The sequence below is a fragment of the Mucilaginibacter kameinonensis genome, assembly GCF_003675385.1.
GTDB classification, from domain to species: Bacteria; Bacteroidota; Bacteroidia; order Sphingobacteriales; family Sphingobacteriaceae; genus Mucilaginibacter; species Mucilaginibacter kameinonensis.
This window is the reverse complement of the sequence record NZ_RCWZ01000002.1, coordinates 1,298,573-1,319,429: the sequence shown is the minus strand read 5'-3', so window position 1 is coordinate 1,319,429 and position 20,857 is coordinate 1,298,573. Positions and strand designations below refer to the sequence as shown.

Below are 20,857 nucleotides of genomic sequence, written 5' to 3'. Positions count from 1 at the left end.
TAAGGATTATTAGATCAACAACAAAATGAAAAAGATATATCTATATACATTAGCAGGCGCGTTTACCTTTTTAGGCGCGGGTTGCAACAAGCTAAAGGATTTTGGCGACGTGAACAACAATCCGGCAGCAACAGTAACACCAATCCCTTCGGCCTTGTTATCAAACGTTGAAGCAAGCTTAGGTGGCTATGGCTCAACCGGTACCGAAGCAATAAGCGGCGGTCAGTATGCTCAATATTTTACCGAAACCCAGTACTCAGGAACATCATTATACAACCTGCCTCAAAACGGCTTTACAGGCAACTATGCTGGTAACCTGAACAACCTGCAATTGGTTATTAACCAAAATCCTAACAAAAACATGGTTAATGTTGCTAAAATATTGCAGCAATACATTTTCTGGATTGTAACCGATTCATGGGGCGATGTTCCTTACAGCGAGGCTTTAAAAGGCTCATCAAACATTTTGCCTAAATACGATACACAGGAAACTATTTACAAAGGCATCCTTACCACTTTAACAGATGCTATCAACTCGTTTGATTCATCGCCAATAAGCGGCGACATCATTTACGGAGGCGATGTTGCATCATGGAAAAGAATGGCAAACTCGCTTAAGTTGCTTGTTGCAGTTCAAATGTCAAATGTAACCGCTTCTTCTTCTGTTGCATCTGCAGCGGCAAGCGAAGCCATTACTTCAGGCGTAATAACTACTAACGACCAAAACTTCAAGCTTCAGTTTCCAGGCGGCAACTACAAAAGCTCATGGTGGAACCTTTACAATGGTCGTAAGGACTTTGCAGAAGCAAAAACCCTTACCGATATCACCGCCTCAACCAGCGACCCTCGTCAGGCTGCATTTGGTGGCGAAAGTGAAGTTGTAGGTAATGTTAACACATCAAGCATTGGCGTACCTTACGGTTTAGCACGTTTAACTGTGACTGCCTTTACCGATGCAAACCCTAAATGGGCCCGTATTTTACGTGGCGACTACAGGTTAGAGAACGGCTATGTAATGTTGATCAGCGCTGCTGAAACCTGGCTGGCCCGTGCCGAAGCTGCGAACTTAGGCTGGATTTCAGAATCAATTTCTGCTAACTACAAATCAGGCGTAACCGCATCATTTGACCAGTGGGGAGCAGGCACACCGTCAACTGCTTATTTAAACCAGTTCCCGGTTACCGATACCAAAGATGCTGATATTACCCACGCCCAGGTTAAAAACATATCAACCCAAAGGTGGATTTCAAGCTACCCTGACGGACATATGGGCTGGAATATCTGGAGAAAAACAGGCTGGCCATCTCTTACCCCTGCCCCCGATGCTACAAATTCATCTAAAAAGATTGTTCGCAGGTTTGTGTACGCCACAAGCGAATACAATACAAACGGCGCTAATGTGAACGCTGCAGTTGCAAGACTAAGCGGTGGCGATAGCCAGGATTCACGCGTGTGGTGGGATACAAGGAAAGACAAGGACAACAACTAAAACATTGACACAACATGAAAAAGAATATATTTAATAAATATTTGCTTGTTGCCGGTATCGCGTCTGTAGCCATTTTTTCTGGCTGCCGCAAGGAAACAGCTGCCGATAAAGTAGGCGGACAGGCTGCTAACAATGGTCTATCATTTATCGGGTTCCCTGACGGACTTGAGCAAGCCCATTTCTTTGACCCGTTCACAGATGTTAAAACTGTTGACGTTTTCTCGATCAAACGCGACGCAAAAAGCGCTGCCGATCTTCAAAAAGATCAAACTGTGGTTTTGAAATCAGTTCCTGATGCCATCGACAAGTACAATGATGACAATGGTACTGCATATGAATTACTTCCAACAAGCCTTTATACAATAAGCAGTACTAAAGTTACTGCTACCACTTCGGGTAACCTTAACGCTAAATTTGCGCCAGGCGATTTTCAAAACTACTTTACCATTAAACTGGACGGAAGCAAGTTTGACCTTAGCAAGAAATATGCCCTTGCATATGTAATTAGCGATGCTGCAGGTTTGACTATTCACGCTGCAAGCAAGGACACGCTGTATACGTTTTTTGCAATCAAAAACAAGTATGATGGTGCGTATCATTCAACAGGTACTTTCCACCACCCTACAGCAGGCGACCGTGCTATTGACAGGGATAAAACGCTTACTACAGCAGGTGCTACCGCAGTAAGTACTGAAATTGGTGACATTGGCGGTTCAATGACATTAACTGTAAACGAGGCTACTAACGTAGTAACTGTTTCTGGTAATGTTAGCGCAAGCCAACCATTAATTCCGGTTCCGGGTAAAACAAGTACATATGATCCGGCTACCAAAAGCTTTATCTTAAATTATCAATATACCGGAGGCGGTGGTTTCCGTGTTATTGAAGAAACGATAAAACACAAATAATATAACAGCACATAAAGAGCCGCTTGCATTACACAATGCGGCTCTTTTTATACCCTGTAACATCATAATGATTTAACAATGATGTACCACAACCTTATCTGTAATTAAACAAATCCGTATTGAAACGGGTGATTTAATGATTAAATATTAGACGCCTACACTTTTAACTGCAGCTTCGTTCTTTTAGTTAATAGTTACAATAAAAAACCGTACACAGTAAGCTCGTGTACGGTTTTCTTTTTTTTAAAGATTATTAAAAATTGGGGTCGAAGTTAAAACAGATCGGGTTTGATAATCCCACCATATTCCCGCTCAATGCTGCCGATTGCGGTACCTGTGGGTAAGGTGTAGCCGGCCCTTCAACCGTAACCCTGTAATAGGTACGGCCTTTTAGTGCAGGCGTATCAGTAAACTCAACAGCAGCTGCTTTTCCATCTATTTTAAGTGTGCTGAACGGGTTGCCATTTTTTACAACATTAACGGTATAAGTGGTATCCTTAATGCTGTTACCGGTTAGCTGAACTTTAAATTTTACTGGCTTACCGGTTGCTTTTACATTATCTCCCATCATCATATCCATTTTATCGTCGCCATTTAAATCGGCATAAAACTCAACACGTGGCGCATAAGGATTTGAACTGATGGATACACGGCCGTTGGTTAAGGCGTCGATAACGGCTTGCTTGGTACTCGCTGTCGCGAATACCCAAGTAGTAGGTGTACCTGCATAATTGGCTTTAGCCTGGTAAGTATTGGGGCCTGGTTTTTCATCGCCTACGGGTACGCCGTGATGGGCATCGCTCCCTCCCCTTCCGGTTAGTTTTCGGCCCGACGACAGCATATCGTCCCAGATCATGATGGCGTTGGCGTTCTTTGACCAGATAGCCGAGTTCCATACTTCGATAGAGTTAACCATATCGTACGAGTATCCAAAATGATCTTTACCGCTGGGGTGATTGGCCGACAAGTGGATCCCCAGGCTATTTTTTATCCGTCCAACTACTGTATCACGCTGATCGCGTACATCGTATAGTTTTTGATGATCGTAAGGCTTGGCCGAAAATGCGTTACCATGACCGCGGGTGGTTGTCCATTCGGCGGCGTACAACAATAGCACAGAATCTGATTTGAATTCGGGATCAACCCAGGTATTGTGTGCTATGTCGCCCTCTACATGGTTATCATGATCGGTAATAGCCAGAAAATCGATACCCACCAGCTTACAGAATGCTATGATCTTGCTGATTGAATTATTTGATGATTCTTTACTGTGCCTGGAGTGCATATGCAACTCGCCTTTAAGCCATACACCATTGCTCAAACTGGCAGGCGGCGGCAATGTACCCAATGGCTTGGGAGCCCATGGATTTACGTGAGTGGATTGTGCTAAGGCCGAGCCATTGATGCAGCCGGCCGCCATAATCAGTAAACCGGTTTTAATTAACAGCCTGAATTTTCTGTTAGTTTTTAGTACCATAAGTAGTTTGTTGTCGAATAGTTATTTTGTATTTCGGCAGCCAACTTAGTCCAATCATGTTAGCTGACCGTTAACGGGCACAAATGATATAAAAATGTGACAGTGGAAGTAAAAACCGAAACGCCGGTTTTATTTTTATTTGATTAACAATCATCGATAACATCCGCAAAAACATTAGTAATTTAGAGTTAACCGATTTAACTCAACAAACTACCTATGAGCAATCCGATAACAACACGCTGGCCAAAACTTGACTATCATGACCTCAAAGACACACTTGCAAGTGTGCATATGTGGACCCAGATTATTGGTAAGGTGAGGCTAAAACAAATGCCCTGGATCAACCATTCATGGCAGGTAACCTTATACGTGAGCCCTACCGGTCTTACCACTGGGAGCATGCCTTTTAAAAGCGGTGTATTTCAAATAGATCTTGATTTTATCAACCACACGCTTAACATCTCCACCAGTACCGGCGAAAAACGGTCATTCGGGCTTGGAACAGGTAGTGTAGCAACCTTTTACAAAACATTAATGGAAAATATCAGCTCGGTTAACGCTGAGGTAGAAATATACGCGGTGCCTAATGAGGTTGACCCAGCTATTCCTTTTGCCGAAAACCATACGCCTTGTCAATATGATGCTGCCATTATGCATGATTACTGGCAGGCACTGGTCAGGATCCATAATGTTTTTACCGAATTCAGAGCGGGATTTCAGGGTAAAAATAGCCCGGTACATTTCTTTTGGGGAGGATTTGATTTGGCTGTTACCCGTTTTTCGGGCAGGCCAGCACCAAAACACCAGGGCAGCATGCCTAATATGCCTGCCATAATAATGCAGGAGGCATACTCGCAGGAAGTAAGTTCATGTGGTTTTTGGCCTGGTTCCGACGCTTTTCCTCATCCGGTATTTTATTCTTACTGTTACCCTACTCCGGAAGATTTTGGCACACAGCAGGTATCGCCTCCCGAGGCATTTTACAGCGGCGATATGGGTGAGTTTTTATTGACTTATGAAGTTGTTTCCGGCTCCGACAATCCCGAAAAAACATTGCTTCAGTTTTTACAATCTACCTATGATGCTGCAGCTAAAACAGGTAATTGGGATAAAGACCTGCAATGCGATCTGTCGGCATTAAAGAACGCATGATATAAAAGATAAATTCTGGGTGGCACTGAGCAACGGAAACACATATCATCATTTGCTTTTTTGCTGATAATCACTTAACTTTAAATAGCAATAATTATTTGATTATGAGCCAATTTCCAGACCCCGACGAAACACCTACCCCCGACGAGGACGGACAAAACATACCCGATATCTGGGATATTAAAACATCGGGGAAAGGTCGTGTAGGTAGATTAGATACCAACTTTGAAGAGAGTTTGCCATGTGCCGATGATAGCGAACCTTATGTAGAAGGAGATTTTGGAACGCCCGATTTATGGGACGGAAATGACCTCTCATCATCCGACCAGGCAGATTACGCTGAAGCAGAATAATCAGGAAGCTATATTAGCAATGCCAAAAGCAATCCCCATAACTATGGGCGAAAAAAATATTGCCCTAAGGCAAAGTACATACATCTTCCACCGTCGATCATTCTTTTTGGTATTTTCTTCAATCCGTTCCTTAAAATTGATGATCTCCACTTTATAAAAAGCTAAAAGCCGGTCATCATCCTTCAATCTATCGTTGAAAAAGCCAATATTGAAATATGCTTCAGGGTTTGTACCAGGCAAAAGGTATTCGCTGGGAGTTACGCTTTCTAAAATAAATATCAGGCCCAGTATCAAAAAGTAAAATATACCTACTATTGCCGTAAACAGCAAAGTATCTAAATGAGGGGTATCCTTCCATTTTCCGATAGCATACGCTACCAGACCAATCAAAACACCGGACACCAGCGTTAACAACCCGTTCGAGCGTTCATAAATCCCTTTTGCCGTTTCCATAGTGTAGTTATATGATTTTTCGGCCTGATCAAAGATGAATTTCGCATCTTCAAGGGTTAATTTATTGAGCCAGTCTTTCTTTTCCTTCCAGAAGTTTTCCATAAGGGTACTTTTACCCTAATTTAAATTTATTTTGTCGTAATTCATCCAATATCAATCAAATACAATCAATCCTGCATAAAAAAGCCCGGCGCTTTAAAGCAACCGGGCCTGGGTTATTTAAAACTCTAAAACTTTACTCAGTTGGGCATTAATACCGTATTAACAACATGAATAACACCATTTTTTTGAAATACATCGGCAATCGTGATCCACGATTTACCGCCTTTTCCATCAACAAGGTATAGCTTTTTGCCTTTCGCCATAACGGTAAGTGTACCACCTGCTACTGTTTTTAATTCGGCTTTACCCATACCGGCTTTAACTTTAGCCCACAACTCTGCCGAACTTAAACGCCCTGCTACCACATGGTAAGTAAGGATCTTGGTTAACATTGCTTTATTTTCCGGTTTCAACAAGGTTGGCACGGTTTCCTTTGGTAGTTTATCAAATGCCTCATTAGTTGGTGCAAAAACGGTAAAGGGGCCCTCGCCTTTCAGTGTTTCTACTAAACCGGCGGCTTTAACAGCGGCAACAAGCGTAGTATGGTCTTTTGAATTTACCGCGTTATCAATAATATCTTTAGTTGGGTACATAGCAGCGCCACCTACCATTTTGGTTTGAGCGTTGGCTTTAGGGGCTACTGCAAAAGCTACTAATGCAAAGGCCGCGATGATCAGTTTTTTCATAATTTATATTTTAATTGATTTGGTAAGAACTACGAGGCACTTCGTCAGGCAGATTCGAACCCATCAATAAATCAACACAAATTACTGACTATCAAATAATTAACAACACCCCATTTTAGAGTACGATTAAAGTACAAAATCTGACTGTTTATTAACCTTTCCCCAATCCGAAGCATTTGTAATTACGTTTATCAATTAAACCATCCACCCAAAAAAAGAAATGCTTACCGAAAAACTTATAGCCAACAGGATCCGTGCAGTCAGGGAAGAAAAAAATTACACCCAGTTTTACGTAGCTTACAAACTCAACGTATCCCAAAACACATTCAGCAAAATTGAGCTGGGCAACGTTAAGTTAACGCTGGCCAGACTTATTGAAATAGCCAAAGTTTTAGAAGTTGACCTGATAGAATTTTTGAGAGAAGAGTCGCTATATATTATTGCAAGATAGTTATTACTATTTCCCAGCAGTTTCCAGTTTATTTATAACCGATATTTTTAAATATAAATTTGATCATTAATTTTCGATAAATTCAGCCCGGGTTATAAATCATTCATGAAAACTACAACGCTGATTTGCCGGGTGCTGCTCGGTTCGCTTTACCTGATCTTCGGGCTCGACTACTTTTTGCACTTTATACCTTATCAGCCGTTGCACACCGGTAAAGCAGGCGCTTTTATAGCCGGTTTAAAAGGCACAGGTTATTTTTATCCCATGCAAAAAGTAATACAGATTGTAGGCGGCTTGTCATTGATATTTAACCGCTATGCACCTTTTTCGGCCGTGGTATTGTTCCCCATCAGTTTAAATGTACTGCTATTCCATACCTTTTTAGTACCATCGGGATGGTTAATGGGCGTTACCCTTGTAGTTCCGAACTTGCTGCTGGGCTATGCTTACCGAAAATATTACAGCGGCATGTTTACCATGAAAGCGGTTGGCGAATAGCAGATGTGTAAATACAAGCTTAAATCTTTACTCTCTTTTTAATATCTGTCCAATCCAAATCGGGATCAGTTTTTTCCGTTCCCTCATCATAGCCTCAAATTCGGCACCGTTGAAATAACCTGCTTCCAGTTGTTTTGGGCGCGATAGGAATGGAAAAACAATCATACCTGTAATATTCCACATCAGGTTAACCGGGTGAAATTTGATAACACCATCGGCCTGCATTGCGTAAAGCTGTTTAGCAAATACGGAATTAGTTAGCGTTTTAAACTTTTCAACCATCGGCAAATTGGTTTGCCCGGCAAGTACCTCGTTTATCATAAAAAAGGGGAAATCCGGATTTTCCAGAAGCTGATCAATATAGTAGCCTACGCAGGTTTCTATCTTTTGAACGGCCGTGGTAGTTTCGTCATTTAAAACCGGCTCAATTTTATCAAAAAGCTTTTTAATGGTTTCATCCATGATAAATGCGAAAAGGTTTTCCTTACTGCGGAAGTAATAATTAACCGACGCCACGTTGGTATTAGCCTCCGTAGCTATATCTCTTACAGTTGTAGCGAGGAACCCTTTTTTGGTAAAGATTAACCTGGCTGCATTCAGTATTTTCTCTTCAGTTGATATTTCGGCGGTTATTGTCATGGATGATATATGTTTTCAAATTTAGTCATTCAAAAACATATATCATCCGAAGGATTTAATGTGTATCAGCAACCGCCTTTTGACCTTTCACAATCGGCGCTAAAAATATCAGCGGAATAGCGGCCAGCATCACCCAGCCAACCACAATGTAAGCGTCATTATAACTTAGCAATGTACTTTGCTTGTTAACCGTACCGTCAATAGCGGCATAAGCCATTTTTGAAGCATCAAAAAATGATTTGCCCTTGGCCATAAACCCATGCAACAAAGCATTATACCTATCAGTGAAATAATTGTTATACGGATTAATATTGGATAAAAGGTTGTTACGGTGCGTAGCCACACGGATATGGATCAGCGTATTTAAACCGGCAATCCCAAACGAGCCCCCCAGCTGACGCATCATATTGTTTAGGCCCGTACCCTGACCTATCTCCGCCCCTTTTAAGCCACCTATCGCGATAGTAGTAAGCGGAACAAAAAGCAAGGATAAACCAATACCCCTGACGGCTAAAGGCCAAAAGAAATCGCCGGTACCAGAGGCCAGTGTCGAGCCGCTCATAAACCAGGAGAAAACAAAGAACAATATCATGCCAAATACAGCCATAAACTGCGCTGGCAAACCTTTGTTAAGCATAATACCCACAAAAGGCATCATCATAATGGTAAACAAACCACCGGGCAACAAGATCTCGCCGGTTTGTTGTGCCGAAAACCCAAGCAGGTTTTGACAAAAAACAGGGAACACGAACTGTGATCCGTACAAACCGACACCCAATATAAACGAGGTAACCATCCCAGCCGAAAAGCTTCGGTGCCGCATGATCTTGAAGTTAACAATAGGATGATCTGTACTTAACTCTCGCCATAAAAAAAGCAGCAAACCAATAACCGCGGTGCAAGTAAGTACGATGATATAAGTAGTGGCAAACCAGTCCTCATCCTCCCCTTTTTCCAATATCGTTTGTAAACTGCCTACCGTAATGGCCAGCAAGACAATTCCCCACCAGTCAATAGGTTTATCCTTCCCATCGCGGGAAGTTACCTTTACATACATCACCGTAAATATGGCCGCCAGGATCCCTACAGGTATATTCACATAAAAAATCCAGCGCCAGGCAGCATGGTCTGTTATGTAGCCACCAATAGTTGGGCCTATGGTTGGACCAACAACTGCTCCCAACCCAAATAAAGCCGTAGCAGTACCCAGTTGTTCGGCAGGCCATGTTTCAATAAGGATAGCCTGTGATGTTGAAAGCAAACCGCCACCTGCCAAGCCCTGCAAAATCCTGAAAACAACAAGCTCTGTTAAGCTATGGGCATTACCGCATAAAAACGAGGCGATTGTAAATACAATAATGGAGGTTAAAAAGTAATTTTTACGCCCGAAAAAGCTGCTCAACCAGCCTGACATGGGCAAAATGATAACGTTTGCCACGCTATACCCGGTAACTACCCAGGCAGCATCTGTTATGGTGGCCCCCAGGTTACCTTGAATCTGAGGAATAGAAACGTTAACTATGGTGGTATCTATTAGTTCTAACAATGAAGCGATAATTACCGTAATGGTAATTATCCACTTTTTAAATCCTGACTCGGCCATTTGATAAAAGTTTTGTGTCTTAAATAATAGGGCAAAATTAATCAATCGTTTGATTAAAACATTTGTTTAAAACATAGGCATAGTTTTATTACGCTTTGGTGACAGGCAACTTTAAACCGAACTGTTATAAGACAGTTCAGGACAGTTGAGCTTTTTGTTATAAATAGCTTAGCTTACCATTGTAGGCTTTAACCAAGGTTATTTTATAACCCTATTATTGTTAACTAATCGCGCCACCTTTGCCATGAAAAACTATTCCAATATTTTCATAATTATTATTGCCGGTATTTTTTGCATCTGTATATCAGGTTGGCTTCCCTCCTACGGCCAAACTACTCCTGCAAAAGAGCCTTCGACACCAAGGATAGTTAACATCGTTAATTTCATTCGCTTGCTTGAACCACGTGACCCGGCTATTACCGAAGATGTGCTTTATCAAACCGTAGTAAAGCAGGTGGAGATCATGAAAAAATATAAACTTGGCGGCACGTTCCTTTTACAGTATGATGCGCTGATTAATCCCCGGTATCAGAAACTATTAAAAGCTTTACCTCGCGATTCATTTGAGATTGGTGCGTGGTGGGAAATCCCTCAGCCGCAAGTTGAAAAGGCAGGCATGAAATGGCGTGGCCGTTACCCATGGGATTGGCGAGCGAACATTGGTTTCTCTACCGGTTATACCCCCAAAGAGCGCGAAAAACTGATAGATGTTTACATGACCGATTTTAAAAAGATATTTGGCTATTATCCAAAATCTGTCGCTTCCTGGTTTATTGATAGCTACAGCCTGGAATACATGTACCAGAAATATCATATTGTAGCATCGGCCAATTGCAAAGACCAATATGGTACAGATGGTTATACCTTATGGGGAGGTTACTGGAACCAGGCCTACTATCCCAGCAAAATTAACTCATACATGCCTGCGCAAAACGCTGCCAACCAGATTCCGGTGCCTATTTTCAGAATGTTAGGCAGCGATCCGATCCGTCAATACGATAACGGGCTTGGTACAACACGCCAGGGGGTGGTAACACTGGAACCCGTTTATAAATTTGGCGGCGGCGATGCCGATTGGGTAAACTGGTTTTTTAAATCATTTACCGATGATAAGGCACTCGGCTTTAACTACACGCAAGCAGGTCAGGAAAATTCTTTTACCTGGGATGCTATGGCCAAAGGTTTTGAAATCCAGATGCCTTTGATTGCACGCCTGAGGGATGAGCACAAGATCAGGCTGGAAACCATGGAAACATCAGGCCGCTGGTTCAAAAAGCAGTATAAGGTAACACCTGCTACATCATTTACTGTAAGCCATGACCTTGGGGAAAGTGAATTGAAAACCGTTTGGTTTAACAGCCGTTTTTACCGCGTTAACCTGTTATGGGAGAAGGGCAATCTGCGTATCCGCGACCTTCACTTGTTTGATGAAAACTTCCCATCAGTTTATACCAAGCAGGTAGCCACATCAAACGAATGCACCTTTTTCACTTTGCCGGTGATTGATGGTTATATCTGGAGCAAACCCGATCAGATTGCCGGGCTGAGGCTTAAGGCTTTAATTAACGGCAATGAAGTCCTTTTGGCCGGAAAAGACCCGGTTTATACCCATCCCACATCCGGTAGCTTACATATATCATGGCCCCTAACAACCATTAAAGGCGCTTTGGAGATAGACCTGAACGAAAAACAATTATCCATGAAACTGGTAAGCGCACAGGCTAACAACTGGTATTTTGACATGACTACCGCCGCAGGAATAAAATTGCCTTTTGAAAGCATCAGGGATAAGCAGATCAATTGCCGCTTTGAGGAAACACCATATGCTTTTAAAGCAATAAAAGGCACTTTTTCCGAACCAGGAAACGGAACAGCATTTCGACTAAAACCTCAGGGCAATAATATCGTTCTCGATCTGTCGTCAATTAAATAATAATAGTAAAAGCTAATGGATAGCTTTAGGCTTTACGCATTCCGCTTTAAGCTTGTATACAAGCTTTCTTAAAAGAACTCGCCAAAATGCCAGAGTATGCCGGAGGGATCGTGCAGAAAGCATTCCCTCCCCCAATGATCTACCCTGATGGGAGTTAATCGCACACCCGCATATTTGGCAGGGAGGTTTAAGGCTACCAATTCGTTCCAATAGCGATCAACGTCATCCACTTCTAAAAAAAGCATGGTGTTATCTATCCAGTCTTTAACGTAGGCATTCTGCAGATAAAAAGCGAGCTGACCGGTCTTAAATACCGACATACCGGCATCCAGTACAACCTCTTCAAAACCCAGATCACGATAAAAACTGCGGGATATTTCAAAATCTTTAGCGCCGATAAACGGTCTGAGCGATGTTGCCTTGTGTTGCATATTTGCAGCTTTAATATTGGCTGATGCCGGTTAACAAATAATTGAAAACTAAATTACCTGATTATTGCCGGTTTTCATAATTGCCCATTGTTAAAGCGTTAATTCAAATACACAATACTCCTCATTTCTCCCTACGTAGGTAAAACCTAACCTTTTACAGATATTTACTGCTTTTGTATTATCAGCATTTACCTCGGTACGGCATTTTTTAAAGCCTTTTAGTGTTAAATCTTTCACTGCAAATTCAACAAGCCTGCGGCCATATCCCATCCGTTTAGTTGATGGGTCTATGATCAGCATCGAAATAAATCCAATTTTATTAACGTAATCGTTAGCATAATAAGCTAAAAAACCAAGTAAGGCATCCTGTGCCATAATGGTTATGATAGATGCCCTATCAATAAGTTTGTCAATGTAACCATCCAGATCCCCCACTTCAAACAAACCACTTTCGTCGTTGATCATGAGGTTCATCAGATCATAAATTTTCGGTTTAAGGTAAGAGCTTTGTTCAATCATAATCGGTTCAAATTTCATTTAGTGAAAAAATCATTTAAAATCGGTTATATCAGCTCAGGGGAGCGGCAACAATACAGAAACGTTAATATCCGGATGGTATATTAACAGGGTACAGAAATCAATAGTAGCGATGTAAAGGTGACTGATATTTAGATTATGAGCCTAATTTATAGGTCTGCTTTTAAACAAACAAGGAATATAAAACAATAAGATTAAATTGTAAACACGCTGCATACATGCTTTACAGTATTTGTAAACCGGTTTCGCAAAAACAGAAGAGGCATGAAGTATATCCCTCATGCCCCGCTCCGGTAATTTAATTATAAATTATTTTCCAACCCTCTTTTGCAAATGCTCGGGGTAGCGTGCGCCCTCTATCTTAATTTCTGAGGCAGCTTTTTCAATTTGGCTCAGGTCGTCGGCGGTTAATAGTATATCTATAGCGCCAAGATTTTCTTCCAGGCGGTGCAATTTAGTAGTTCCGGGGATAGGAGCAATCCATGGCTTTTGAGCCAGTAACCAGGCCAATGCTATTTGAGCAGGAGTAGCTTGCTTTTCCTGCGCTATTTTGGTAAGCAGATCAACCATTGCCTGGTTTGCTGCCCTTGCATCCGGAGCAAAACGTGGTACAATGTTTCTGAAATCTGTTTTATCGAAAGATGTATTCTCATTGATAGCACCTGTTAAAAAACCTTTCCCAAGTGGACTGAACGGAACAAATCCAATGCCTAACTCTTCCAGCAAAGGCATTATCTCATCTTCAGGTTCGCGCCACCATAACGAGTATTCGCTTTGTAAAGCCGCGACCGGCTGCACCGCGTGTGCCCTACGGATTGATTGAGCACCGGCTTCCGATAAACCAAATTGTTTAACCTTTCCTTCCTGTATCAGATCTTTAACTGTCCCTGCAACATCCTCAATAGGTACATTAGGGTCAACACGATGTTGATAGAACAAGTCTATACGATCTGTTTTTAATCTTTTAAGCGATGCTTCAGCAACCTCCCTGATACGTTCAGGACGACTATCCATACCATCTCCCGGTTTGCCATCTTTAAAACCAAATTTAGTAGCTATAACCAGTTTATCGCGGTATGGCGCAAGCGCCTCACCCAAAAGCTCTTCGTTTGTAAAAGGACCATAAGCTTCTGCCGTATCAAAAAAGGTAACGCCTTTTTCAACCGCGGCATGCAGTAGTTTAACAGCATCTTTTAAATCGGTTGCCGGGCCGTAACCAAAGCTTAAACCCATACAGCCTAATCCCAGTTCGGATACCTCGAGGCCGCTATTACCTAATTTTCTCGTTTTCATATATTTAGTAAATTAAATAGATCATCATTCTAATTAACAACACAAAGGTGGGATGTATTTTTAAAGCAACTGTTATACCAATTACTGTATTGCTTACCAATATCACTGATTAAGACATTAATATAAGGCAAACCTTAAAAGAAGGTTTAACTTTGATATAATTGAAAGGGATAGTTATGGAAAATATCATTAAGGTGGACACGATAAGCCAGTTCAACGCGCTCAATAACCATGAAACGCTTCATCCGCTTATCAATATTGTTGATCTGTCGAAAGCAGATATACGCCTGAACCGCCGCGTCAACTACAACTTTTATACTGTATTTTTAAAAGAAATCAAATGTGGCGATCTGAAGTATGGTTGCAATTACTATGACTACCAGGAAGGGTCGTTGATATTTGTCGGCCCCGGACAAGTGATAGGTCAGGAAGACAATGGTGAGTACTATCAGCCAAGAGGCCAGGCATTAGTTTTTCACCCCGATTTGATCAAAGGCACATCGCTTGGCCGCCATATCCAGGATTATACCTTTTTTTCGTACGATGTACACGAGGCGCTGCACTTATCCGAAAGTGAACGAAAAATCATTATGGATTGCTTTGAAAAGATCAGATACGAACTTGAACATGCTATAGACAAACACAGCAAAACCTTAATCGTAAGTAATATAGAATTGTTCCTGAATTATTGTCAACGTTTTTATGACCGCCAGTTCATCACCCGTGACCTTGCACATAAAGGTGTATTACAAAGGTTTGAAAACTTGCTGGATAGTTATTGGACATCAGATAAACCAACTACCATAGGTTTGCCCTCAGTTGGTTATTGCGCAGACCAGCTAAACCTATCGGCCAATTACTTTGGCGATCTCATCAAAAAAGAAACCGGAAAATCGGCCCAGGAGTATATCCAATCAAAAGTAATTGATGTTGCCAAGGAAAAGATATTTGACACCACTAAGTCGTTGAGCGAGATTGCCTATGGTTTAGGCTTTAAATATCCGCAGCATTTTACACGCCTGTTTAAGCAGGGTGTAGGGTACTCGCCTATTGAATACCGCTCGTTAAATTAATATTTCAATACAAAGAGCGCATGTTCGATTTAAACGTGCGCTCTTTGCAGATGGATTTTTCTTTATAGGATCAATTCATAACAGTTTCGCCGGGTTGCGCCACTATGCGCAGGTAAGGCTTAACAGTTTTCCAGCCGTTGGGAAATTTTTCTTTGGCCTCTTCGTCAGATACGGCAGGCACAATGATTACATCTTCACCGTTTTTCCAGTTTACCGGTGTAGCTACTTTGTAACCTGCTGTTAGTTGCAACGAATCCAGCACACGCAATATCTCATCAAAATTGCGGCCTGTAGCCATTGGATAGGTAAGCATCAGTTTAATTTTTTTATCCGGGCCAATGATAAACACCGAGCGCACAGTTTGATTGGTAGCAGCAGTGCGTCCCTCTGAGGTTCCTGGTTCATCGGCAGGTAACATATCGTATAATTTTGCTATAGCCAGGTCAGAGTCGCCTATCATGGGATAGTTTACAGCATATCCCTGTGTTTCGTGGATATCTTTTGCCCATTCGGCATGACGACCAACCGGGTCGACACTTAAGCCAATCACTTTACAATTACGCTGTTGAAATTCGGGCGCAAGTTTTGCCATGTAACCCAGTTCGGTAGTGCAAACAGGGGTAAAATCTTTAGGGTGCGAAAAAAGAATTGCCCAACCATCCCCTATCCAATTATGAAAATTGATAGTTCCTTCAGTTGTTTCTGCCTGAAAATCGGGAGCTGTGTCGTTTAATCTGATACTCATGATGCTTATAGTTTTAAGTGGTTAAAAAATAAATTGATCGTCTTTACAGGTCGCAAGGTTTACAGAGCCAATAAAACGAATAAGTTTTACAAGCATATTCATGCAAAAACCAGCAGGGATTTTAAATCCTGTAATTGGTTTTACATTAAAACTTACGGTAGGTTGAAGGGCTTGTGTTTTCATGGTCTGTTGCTTTTGACATAACAAAGATGCAACAGAAAGCAGGGCATATTTTGTAACAAAGGATACAATTGCCTGTAACAAAAGTTACAATTCGCTCAATAATTTGATCTGATTGTAGTAAAGCAGCAATTTATTATCTGTTTCCAGTTTCTTCAGCAGGCGCGATACAACAACCCGGCTTGTCCCCAGATCGTCACCAATTTGCTGATGGGTTAAGTTGATGAGCGAAGAACCAGTTGTTTTAGCTTTTTCTTTGAGATAATTAACCAGCCTGTCATCCAATTTTTTAAAAGCTATATCATCAATACTTTTCAGGATCTCGGTAAAGCGGTTCAATATGGTTTGCATTACAAAGCGTTTCCAGGTTGGGTATTTTATCATCCACCCGTCCATCACATCCATCGGTACGCAAAGCAATTCGCTGTCCTCCTCGGCAGTTCCCCTAATCACACTGAAATGCGACATCATACAGCAGGTAAATGTCATGGCACAGCTCTCGCCCTCTTTAACATAATACAGCAGTATTTCCTGCCCCTCGTCATTTACACGACTTACTTTGAATGTACCGCTTAACAGCAGCGGAACCGCACGAATGGTTTGCCCCGGGTTAAGCATGGTATCGCCGCCTTTTACATTCATCAGCATAGAACTGGCTTCAAGTTCGGCTAATAATGCGGGTTCAAATGTGGTTTCAAACTTTTTAACGGCGGCTTTTACATCAAACATTGTCATAGGTTTTAGGAAACCAAAATTAGTTAATTTATCGCATTTTAGGAGGGTAAGGGCCGTTGTGTGAAGTAAATTGTATAAGTAAAATCAATAAAACAGATATCGCGAAATTTCAGTATTAACACACTGTATCAGCTAAGGCTCCCGTTTGTTCATAACTGGGTAGAACGATGGCATTTGCGGCTTTTAATGGCATTTCGATCATCATATTTTTCCAGGGGGTATGAGGGAGTATTTTCCATATCTTACGGCTCATCCATAGTTTGAACCTGGTTTGCGGTACAAACCATTCGGCCCCTTCTGCCAACTTCTGGCATGCAGTTGTTAAGGGACGCATTTTTGTTTCATAGTTCTTAAAGGCAATCAAATGATCTCCGGCTGAGGCTTGCAGTTCGCCTGCCAAAATGTAGGCACCAACTACGGCCATGCTGGTACCCATACCCGACATTGGCGATGCGCAATAACCGGCATCTCCCAACAACACAACCCTGCCTTTGCTCCAGCGATCCATCCTGATCTGGCTTACCGAATCAAAATAAAAATCGGGTGCTTCATCCATCAGCTTCAATAGCTGCGGCACCTGCCATTGTTCAGCACTAAAACGGCTACGGATCATTTCTTTTTGCTGCGCGAGATCCCTGTAATTATAGTCGAGCTTTGGCGATGCGAAATAAAATGAAGCCCGGGCTTCGGTATCTTCTCTGGCACTAAACACGCCAACTCTTTTTCCTAATGTACCATAGTATAAACCTGCCATCTCTTTTAAGTTCATAAAATTGGGGGTGCTAAAAATGGCAAAGTAAATATTCAGGTGGTGCATAAACCGCGATTCTTCGCCAAAAGTCAGGGCCCGTACGTTGGAATGTAATCCATCGGCACCGACAACCAGGTCAAAACGCCGCGTTTCGCCGTTGCTAAAGCTTACATCAACGCCATCGGAATCTTCTTGTAGAGCGGTGATGCTATTGTCAAACAGGTATTCGGTATCATTTTTTGTCGCTTCATAAAATACGCCCGCCAGATCTCCGCGCATGATTTCCAATTCGCCACTGGTGAAAGCATCGGGCATACTGGCCAACTTTTTATTATTTTTATTTACGATAGTGATTTTACCAGCGCGGGTTTCATGTTTTCTGATAGCATCGATCAGGCCCATTTGCTCCAAAACCTGAATAGCAGGCCCGCGAAAATCAACAGCGTAGCCACCAGGCCTGATGCCGGGCGCACGCTCAACAATGGTTACTTCAAAGCCATAGCGATTGAGCCAGTAAGCCAAGGCAGGCCCGGCAACGCTGGCGCCTGAAATCAATATTTTATTTGCTTTCATGGCACCAAAACTATGGTAGAGCTATAAGCAGGGCAACCACAAACAGGTCAAGCAATAAGGTTAATCGGTAAAAGCATACTTTTTAACGGTGAAGTTTATTGCTGCCCGTCTCTTATCCTTTTCCCTTTACTATTTCGACTCACAATATCTCTACAAATCCATCCGTTCCGTTCACCCTGATCCGCTGCCCGTCTTTGATTAGTTTGGTGGCATCCTCAACACCCACTACTGCCGGTAAGCCATATTCGCGGGCTATAACAGCGCCATGGGTCATCAGGCCGCCAACTTCGGTAACAAGGCCTTTTATGGATACAAATAAGGGCGTCCAGCTGGGATCAGTAAACGTGGTGATCAATATATCGCCTTCTTCCAGGTCGGCATTTTCCATGTTTAAGATAACCCGCGCCCTCCCCTCAATAACCCCGGCAGAAACAGCTAAACCAACCATAGCTCCAACCGGAAAATCTTCACGGTTATACTTACCCGAAATAATTTCACCATCGGAAGTAATAACCCGCGGCGGGTTTAGCTTTTCATGCAATTGCTGCTCAATTTTGCGTTGATGGATAAGTTCATAATCCAGTTTGCCCACGCTTATAACTTCTCTAAACTCTTCAAAACTGAGGTAATAAATATCCTCTTCCTGGAGTATAATACCGGCTTGCACCAGCAGTTCGGCTTGTTTCAGCAATGCCTTCTTATAAACCCACAGCCGGCTAACTATGCTATATTTTGGATATTCGCGATACCCGGCAAAATTCCGGATCAGCCCAATCATTTGTTTTGTTTCTTCGGCCTTTTGCTCTCCATCCGGCAATTGTTTCAATCGCCCCATCAACTCCTGCTCTTTTTTCAAGGCCCCCTGCATTCCCTGTTCAAATTTTTGTTTGCCGGAGTCGGGTTCAAAGTTTTTAATATTATTCAGGATCATCGGGACAAGCGTAACGGGCTTTTCCATCCAGCGGGCTTTGGTGATGTCAATTTCACCGGCACAGCGCATTCCGTATTTATCAAGATAGGAATTGATGGCAGCCAAGGATTCTTGTCCTCCGTTAAGCATCACTAAGTCGTTAAAAAAATCATCTTTCGCATGTTGCAGATAATTAATTACTTCCGGGTAAGGACGAATTACATCGGCAACATCCAATAACTCAAGACCCATTTCTGAGGTGATATTGTTTGCTACCGATTGTGAAAGTATATCTGCGGCATTCTTTTCCCCCAACCACTCCTGCATTTTTTCATTGATCCATAATGCAGCATTCATGCCAGTCATAATAGCTGCAATGCTTTGCGGGGCAAATAGTTCTTTCCTCATTTCCTGAAGGTCTTCCAGGATAAAATCAAACAGATCGGTTCCTGACTTAGCCTGAATAGTTTGCTTTAATGTAGCCAAGGATGACTGACTGCTTCGGATCAATTCGGCAGCAATTGCCGGGTCATTAGCTAATTGCGGCGGCTGTGCCCAGGTTGCCGCAACCTGTTTGCTTTTAACTGTATCTTGTTGCTCTTCCGGTAAAACCTTTACAACATCACCACGCTCTATAATTGTTGTCACCGCATCTTTTATGAGCGGATCATGCTGCGCCATCGCTTTTAACAAAGTTGCCCGACCCGTTGCAGAAGCCAGGCTATCGGTTACATCAACAAACAATCTTCCACCGGCTTTATACATAGGCCGGGCCGCTGTTAACTGCCATAAAGATAGCCCTAAAGGCTTCATAGCATCAGTCATCATTTGCTGGTGACCGACAGATATAAAAACATGATTTCCTACGTCGTTAATTTCAGGAACAGGATATAATGTGGTAATCGGCCTGCTTTGTACAATGTAGAAAGTATCATTAGCCAAGCACCATTCAATGTCCTGTGGGTTGTTGAAGTGTTTTTCGATTTTTCTGCCGATGGTATTCAGTTGCAAAATTTGTCTATCCGTTAATACCTGATCATGCTGCAACTCAGATTCAATACTTTGCTCCTCGGTACCGCCATCTTTTAATGCATAAACGGCCAGCTTCTTAGCCGGGATTTTTTTGTCGACGACACTGCCATCGCGCACTTTATAGTTGTCGGCATTTACCAGGCCGGATACCAGGGCCTCTCCGAGCCCAAAGCCCGCATCAACAGAAATTATTTTCCGGTTACCGTTAACAGGATCGGCAGTGAATAAAATCCCCGAAGCATGTGGAAAAACCATCTGCTGAACAACTACAGCAAGCTGTACTTTACGATGATCAAAACCGTTTTGGATACGATAGGTCACCGCCCTATCGGTAAATAACGATGCCCAGCACTTGTTGATGTGTTTAAGGATAGCGGTCTTCCCAATGATATTTAAATAAGTATCCTGTTGCCCGGCAAAAGAGGCCGTAGGTAAGTCTTCCGCAGTGGCACTTGAACGTACAGCAAAGGCAGTGTTTTCATCAAACTTTGAGAGATAGCAGGCGACTTCTTCAGCTACAGCTTCGGGAACAGGTACAGTTTCAACTACAGCCCGAATCTTTGCGCTGATCTCATTAATAATTCCTCTATCATCGGCTTTGGCATGTGATAGCTGACTTAACAGATCACTAAACTCCAAATTGTTTTCCGTTATGATTTTATAAGCTTCCGTGGTAATGCAGAAGCCGTCAGGTACTTCGATTTCTCCAATCCCCGACAGCTCGCCCAAATTAGCCCCCTTGCCGCCAACCAAGGCAAGTTTTGAAATATCTGCATCCTGAAAACCGATCACATAATAGCCCATATTTTTCCTGTTAGCTTGATTAATAAGCCGAAAATAATGAGCCAGTGAT

At 42.4% G+C, this 20,857-nt stretch carries 21 protein-coding genes; 8 read left to right on the top strand and 13 right to left on the bottom strand.

Features of this window, described 5'->3' with window-relative positions:
- The first annotated feature begins 25 nt into the window (after nucleotides 1–25).
- On the top strand, nucleotides 26–1,489 hold the full coding sequence (locus tag EAH55_RS12445; RefSeq protein WP_121809873.1) for a SusD/RagB family nutrient-binding outer membrane lipoprotein: 1,464 nt from the start codon (nucleotides 26–28) through the stop codon (nucleotides 1,487–1,489).
- A 14-nt stretch (nucleotides 1,490–1,503) separates the two neighbouring features.
- On the top strand, nucleotides 1,504–2,397 hold the full coding sequence (locus EAH55_RS12440; protein WP_121809872.1) for a BT_3987 domain-containing protein: 894 nt from the start codon (nucleotides 1,504–1,506) through the stop codon (nucleotides 2,395–2,397).
- A gap of 253 nt (nucleotides 2,398–2,650) precedes the next feature.
- Here EAH55_RS12440 and EAH55_RS12435 read toward each other — a convergent pair whose 3' ends face one another.
- On the bottom strand, nucleotides 2,651–3,874 hold the full coding sequence (locus EAH55_RS12435) for a CehA/McbA family metallohydrolase (RefSeq protein ID WP_162996846.1): 1,224 nt from the start codon (nucleotides 3,872–3,874) through the stop codon (nucleotides 2,651–2,653).
- Nucleotides 3,875–4,090: 216 nt separating this feature from the next.
- On the opposite strand from EAH55_RS12435, the gene EAH55_RS12430 reads away from it, so the two are divergent.
- Together EAH55_RS12430 and EAH55_RS12425 are read left to right on the top strand one after the other, a co-directional pair.
- A complete protein-coding gene (locus EAH55_RS12430) occupies nucleotides 4,091–5,026 on the top strand; it encodes a DUF5996 family protein (RefSeq protein WP_121809871.1) in 936 nt (311 codons plus the stop codon).
- Between the two features lie 104 nt (nucleotides 5,027–5,130).
- Nucleotides 5,131–5,379 (top strand): hypothetical protein, encoded by a 249-nt coding sequence (locus tag EAH55_RS12425; RefSeq protein WP_121809870.1) that lies wholly within the window; start codon nucleotides 5,131–5,133, stop codon nucleotides 5,377–5,379.
- Here the strand turns inward: EAH55_RS12425 and EAH55_RS12420 are convergent, their stop codons facing one another.
- Both EAH55_RS12420 and EAH55_RS12415 read right to left on the bottom strand, forming a co-directional pair.
- Nucleotides 5,380–5,934 carry a hypothetical protein gene (locus tag EAH55_RS12420; RefSeq protein ID WP_121809869.1) on the bottom strand — a complete coding sequence of 185 codons (555 nt, stop codon included), beginning with the start codon at nucleotides 5,932–5,934 and terminating at the stop codon, nucleotides 5,380–5,382.
- 137 nt (nucleotides 5,935–6,071) lie between these two features.
- Nucleotides 6,072–6,620, bottom strand: coding sequence for a fasciclin domain-containing protein (locus EAH55_RS12415; protein WP_121809868.1), 549 nt, complete (start codon nucleotides 6,618–6,620; stop codon nucleotides 6,072–6,074).
- Nucleotides 6,621–6,840: 220 nt separating this feature from the next.
- Here EAH55_RS12415 and EAH55_RS12410 point away from each other — a divergent pair, with 220 nt between their 5' ends.
- Together EAH55_RS12410 and EAH55_RS12405 are read left to right on the top strand one after the other, a co-directional pair.
- A complete protein-coding gene (locus EAH55_RS12410) occupies nucleotides 6,841–7,071 on the top strand; it encodes a helix-turn-helix domain-containing protein (RefSeq protein ID WP_112574379.1) in 231 nt (76 codons plus the stop codon).
- Between the two features lie 105 nt (nucleotides 7,072–7,176).
- Complete coding sequence (locus EAH55_RS12405; protein ID WP_121809867.1) at nucleotides 7,177–7,569, top strand: DoxX family membrane protein; 393 nt, start codon at nucleotides 7,177–7,179, stop codon at nucleotides 7,567–7,569.
- A gap of 27 nt (nucleotides 7,570–7,596) precedes the next feature.
- On the opposite strand, the gene EAH55_RS12400 is transcribed toward EAH55_RS12405, so the two are convergent.
- Entirely contained in the window at nucleotides 7,597–8,208 is a 612-nt protein-coding gene (locus EAH55_RS12400) for a TetR/AcrR family transcriptional regulator (protein WP_121809866.1), read from the bottom strand.
- A 55-nt stretch (nucleotides 8,209–8,263) separates the two neighbouring features.
- On the bottom strand, nucleotides 8,264–9,811 hold the full coding sequence (locus tag EAH55_RS12395) for a DHA2 family efflux MFS transporter permease subunit (RefSeq protein ID WP_121809865.1): 1,548 nt from the start codon (nucleotides 9,809–9,811) through the stop codon (nucleotides 8,264–8,266).
- Between the two features lie 244 nt (nucleotides 9,812–10,055).
- Between EAH55_RS12395 and EAH55_RS12390 the strand changes: the two genes are divergently transcribed.
- Nucleotides 10,056–11,744 (top strand): hypothetical protein, encoded by a 1,689-nt coding sequence (locus EAH55_RS12390; protein WP_208644831.1) that lies wholly within the window; start codon nucleotides 10,056–10,058, stop codon nucleotides 11,742–11,744.
- A 68-nt stretch (nucleotides 11,745–11,812) separates the two neighbouring features.
- Here the strand turns inward: EAH55_RS12390 and EAH55_RS12385 are convergent, their stop codons facing one another.
- The 3 genes from EAH55_RS12385 to EAH55_RS12375 all read right to left on the bottom strand — a co-directional run bounded on the left by EAH55_RS12385 (nucleotide 11,813) and on the right by EAH55_RS12375 (nucleotide 14,005).
- On the bottom strand, nucleotides 11,813–12,175 hold the full coding sequence (locus tag EAH55_RS12385) for a VOC family protein (protein ID WP_114937495.1): 363 nt from the start codon (nucleotides 12,173–12,175) through the stop codon (nucleotides 11,813–11,815).
- A gap of 90 nt (nucleotides 12,176–12,265) precedes the next feature.
- Nucleotides 12,266–12,712, bottom strand: a complete 447-nt coding sequence (locus EAH55_RS12380) for a GNAT family N-acetyltransferase (RefSeq protein ID WP_112574375.1) — start codon at nucleotides 12,710–12,712, stop codon at nucleotides 12,266–12,268.
- A gap of 309 nt (nucleotides 12,713–13,021) precedes the next feature.
- Complete coding sequence (locus tag EAH55_RS12375) at nucleotides 13,022–14,005, bottom strand: aldo/keto reductase (protein ID WP_121809864.1); 984 nt, start codon at nucleotides 14,003–14,005, stop codon at nucleotides 13,022–13,024.
- 176 nt (nucleotides 14,006–14,181) lie between these two features.
- Here EAH55_RS12375 and EAH55_RS12370 point away from each other — a divergent pair, with 176 nt between their 5' ends.
- Entirely contained in the window at nucleotides 14,182–15,078 is an 897-nt protein-coding gene (locus EAH55_RS12370; RefSeq protein ID WP_121809863.1) for a helix-turn-helix domain-containing protein, read from the top strand.
- 70 nt (nucleotides 15,079–15,148) lie between these two features.
- Here the strand turns inward: EAH55_RS12370 and EAH55_RS12365 are convergent, their stop codons facing one another.
- The 5 genes from EAH55_RS12365 to ppsA all read right to left on the bottom strand — a co-directional run bounded on the left by EAH55_RS12365 (nucleotide 15,149) and on the right by ppsA (nucleotide 20,808).
- Entirely contained in the window at nucleotides 15,149–15,823 is a 675-nt protein-coding gene (locus EAH55_RS12365) for a peroxiredoxin (protein ID WP_121809862.1), read from the bottom strand.
- Nucleotides 15,824–15,844: 21 nt separating this feature from the next.
- Nucleotides 15,845–16,006 carry a hypothetical protein gene (locus tag EAH55_RS30865; RefSeq protein WP_162996845.1) on the bottom strand — a complete coding sequence of 54 codons (162 nt, stop codon included), beginning with the start codon at nucleotides 16,004–16,006 and terminating at the stop codon, nucleotides 15,845–15,847.
- A gap of 84 nt (nucleotides 16,007–16,090) precedes the next feature.
- Entirely contained in the window at nucleotides 16,091–16,732 is a 642-nt protein-coding gene (locus tag EAH55_RS12360) for a Crp/Fnr family transcriptional regulator (RefSeq protein ID WP_114937264.1), read from the bottom strand.
- Between the two features lie 121 nt (nucleotides 16,733–16,853).
- On the bottom strand, nucleotides 16,854–18,062 hold the full coding sequence (locus tag EAH55_RS12355) for an FAD-dependent monooxygenase (RefSeq protein ID WP_121809861.1): 1,209 nt from the start codon (nucleotides 18,060–18,062) through the stop codon (nucleotides 16,854–16,856).
- A 139-nt stretch (nucleotides 18,063–18,201) separates the two neighbouring features.
- A complete protein-coding gene (ppsA, locus tag EAH55_RS12350) occupies nucleotides 18,202–20,808 on the bottom strand; it encodes a phosphoenolpyruvate synthase (RefSeq protein ID WP_121809860.1) in 2,607 nt (868 codons plus the stop codon).
- Nucleotides 20,809–20,857: the final 49 nt, after the last annotated feature.

Bases quoted from the DNA above. Each gene is read 5' to 3' on its own strand.
- EAH55_RS12445 (WP_121809873.1), top strand. From the start codon at position 26: ATGAAAAAGATATATCTATATACATTAGCAGGCGCGTTTACCTTTTTA.
- EAH55_RS12440 (WP_121809872.1), top strand. From the start codon at position 1,504: ATGAAAAAGAATATATTTAATAAATATTTGCTTGTTGCCGGTATCGCG.
- EAH55_RS12435 (WP_162996846.1), bottom strand. From the start codon at position 3,874: ATGGTACTAAAAACTAACAGAAAATTCAGGCTGTTAATTAAAACCGGT.
- EAH55_RS12430 (WP_121809871.1), top strand. From the start codon at position 4,091: ATGAGCAATCCGATAACAACACGCTGGCCAAAACTTGACTATCATGAC.
- EAH55_RS12425 (WP_121809870.1), top strand. From the start codon at position 5,131: ATGAGCCAATTTCCAGACCCCGACGAAACACCTACCCCCGACGAGGAC.
- EAH55_RS12420 (WP_121809869.1), bottom strand. From the start codon at position 5,934: ATGGAAAACTTCTGGAAGGAAAAGAAAGACTGGCTCAATAAATTAACC.
- EAH55_RS12415 (WP_121809868.1), bottom strand. From the start codon at position 6,620: ATGAAAAAACTGATCATCGCGGCCTTTGCATTAGTAGCTTTTGCAGTA.
- EAH55_RS12410 (WP_112574379.1), top strand. From the start codon at position 6,841: ATGCTTACCGAAAAACTTATAGCCAACAGGATCCGTGCAGTCAGGGAA.
- EAH55_RS12405 (WP_121809867.1), top strand. From the start codon at position 7,177: ATGAAAACTACAACGCTGATTTGCCGGGTGCTGCTCGGTTCGCTTTAC.
- EAH55_RS12400 (WP_121809866.1), bottom strand. From the start codon at position 8,208: ATGACAATAACCGCCGAAATATCAACTGAAGAGAAAATACTGAATGCA.
- EAH55_RS12395 (WP_121809865.1), bottom strand. From the start codon at position 9,811: ATGGCCGAGTCAGGATTTAAAAAGTGGATAATTACCATTACGGTAATT.
- EAH55_RS12390 (WP_208644831.1), top strand. From the start codon at position 10,056: ATGAAAAACTATTCCAATATTTTCATAATTATTATTGCCGGTATTTTT.
- EAH55_RS12385 (WP_114937495.1), bottom strand. From the start codon at position 12,175: ATGCAACACAAGGCAACATCGCTCAGACCGTTTATCGGCGCTAAAGAT.
- EAH55_RS12380 (WP_112574375.1), bottom strand. From the start codon at position 12,712: ATGAAATTTGAACCGATTATGATTGAACAAAGCTCTTACCTTAAACCG.
- EAH55_RS12375 (WP_121809864.1), bottom strand. From the start codon at position 14,005: ATGAAAACGAGAAAATTAGGTAATAGCGGCCTCGAGGTATCCGAACTG.
- EAH55_RS12370 (WP_121809863.1), top strand. From the start codon at position 14,182: ATGGAAAATATCATTAAGGTGGACACGATAAGCCAGTTCAACGCGCTC.
- EAH55_RS12365 (WP_121809862.1), bottom strand. From the start codon at position 15,823: ATGAGTATCAGATTAAACGACACAGCTCCCGATTTTCAGGCAGAAACA.
- EAH55_RS30865 (WP_162996845.1), bottom strand. From the start codon at position 16,006: ATGAAAACACAAGCCCTTCAACCTACCGTAAGTTTTAATGTAAAACCA.
- EAH55_RS12360 (WP_114937264.1), bottom strand. From the start codon at position 16,732: ATGTTTGATGTAAAAGCCGCCGTTAAAAAGTTTGAAACCACATTTGAA.
- EAH55_RS12355 (WP_121809861.1), bottom strand. From the start codon at position 18,062: ATGAAAGCAAATAAAATATTGATTTCAGGCGCCAGCGTTGCCGGGCCT.
- ppsA (WP_121809860.1), bottom strand. From the start codon at position 20,808: ATGGGCTATTATGTGATCGGTTTTCAGGATGCAGATATTTCAAAACTT.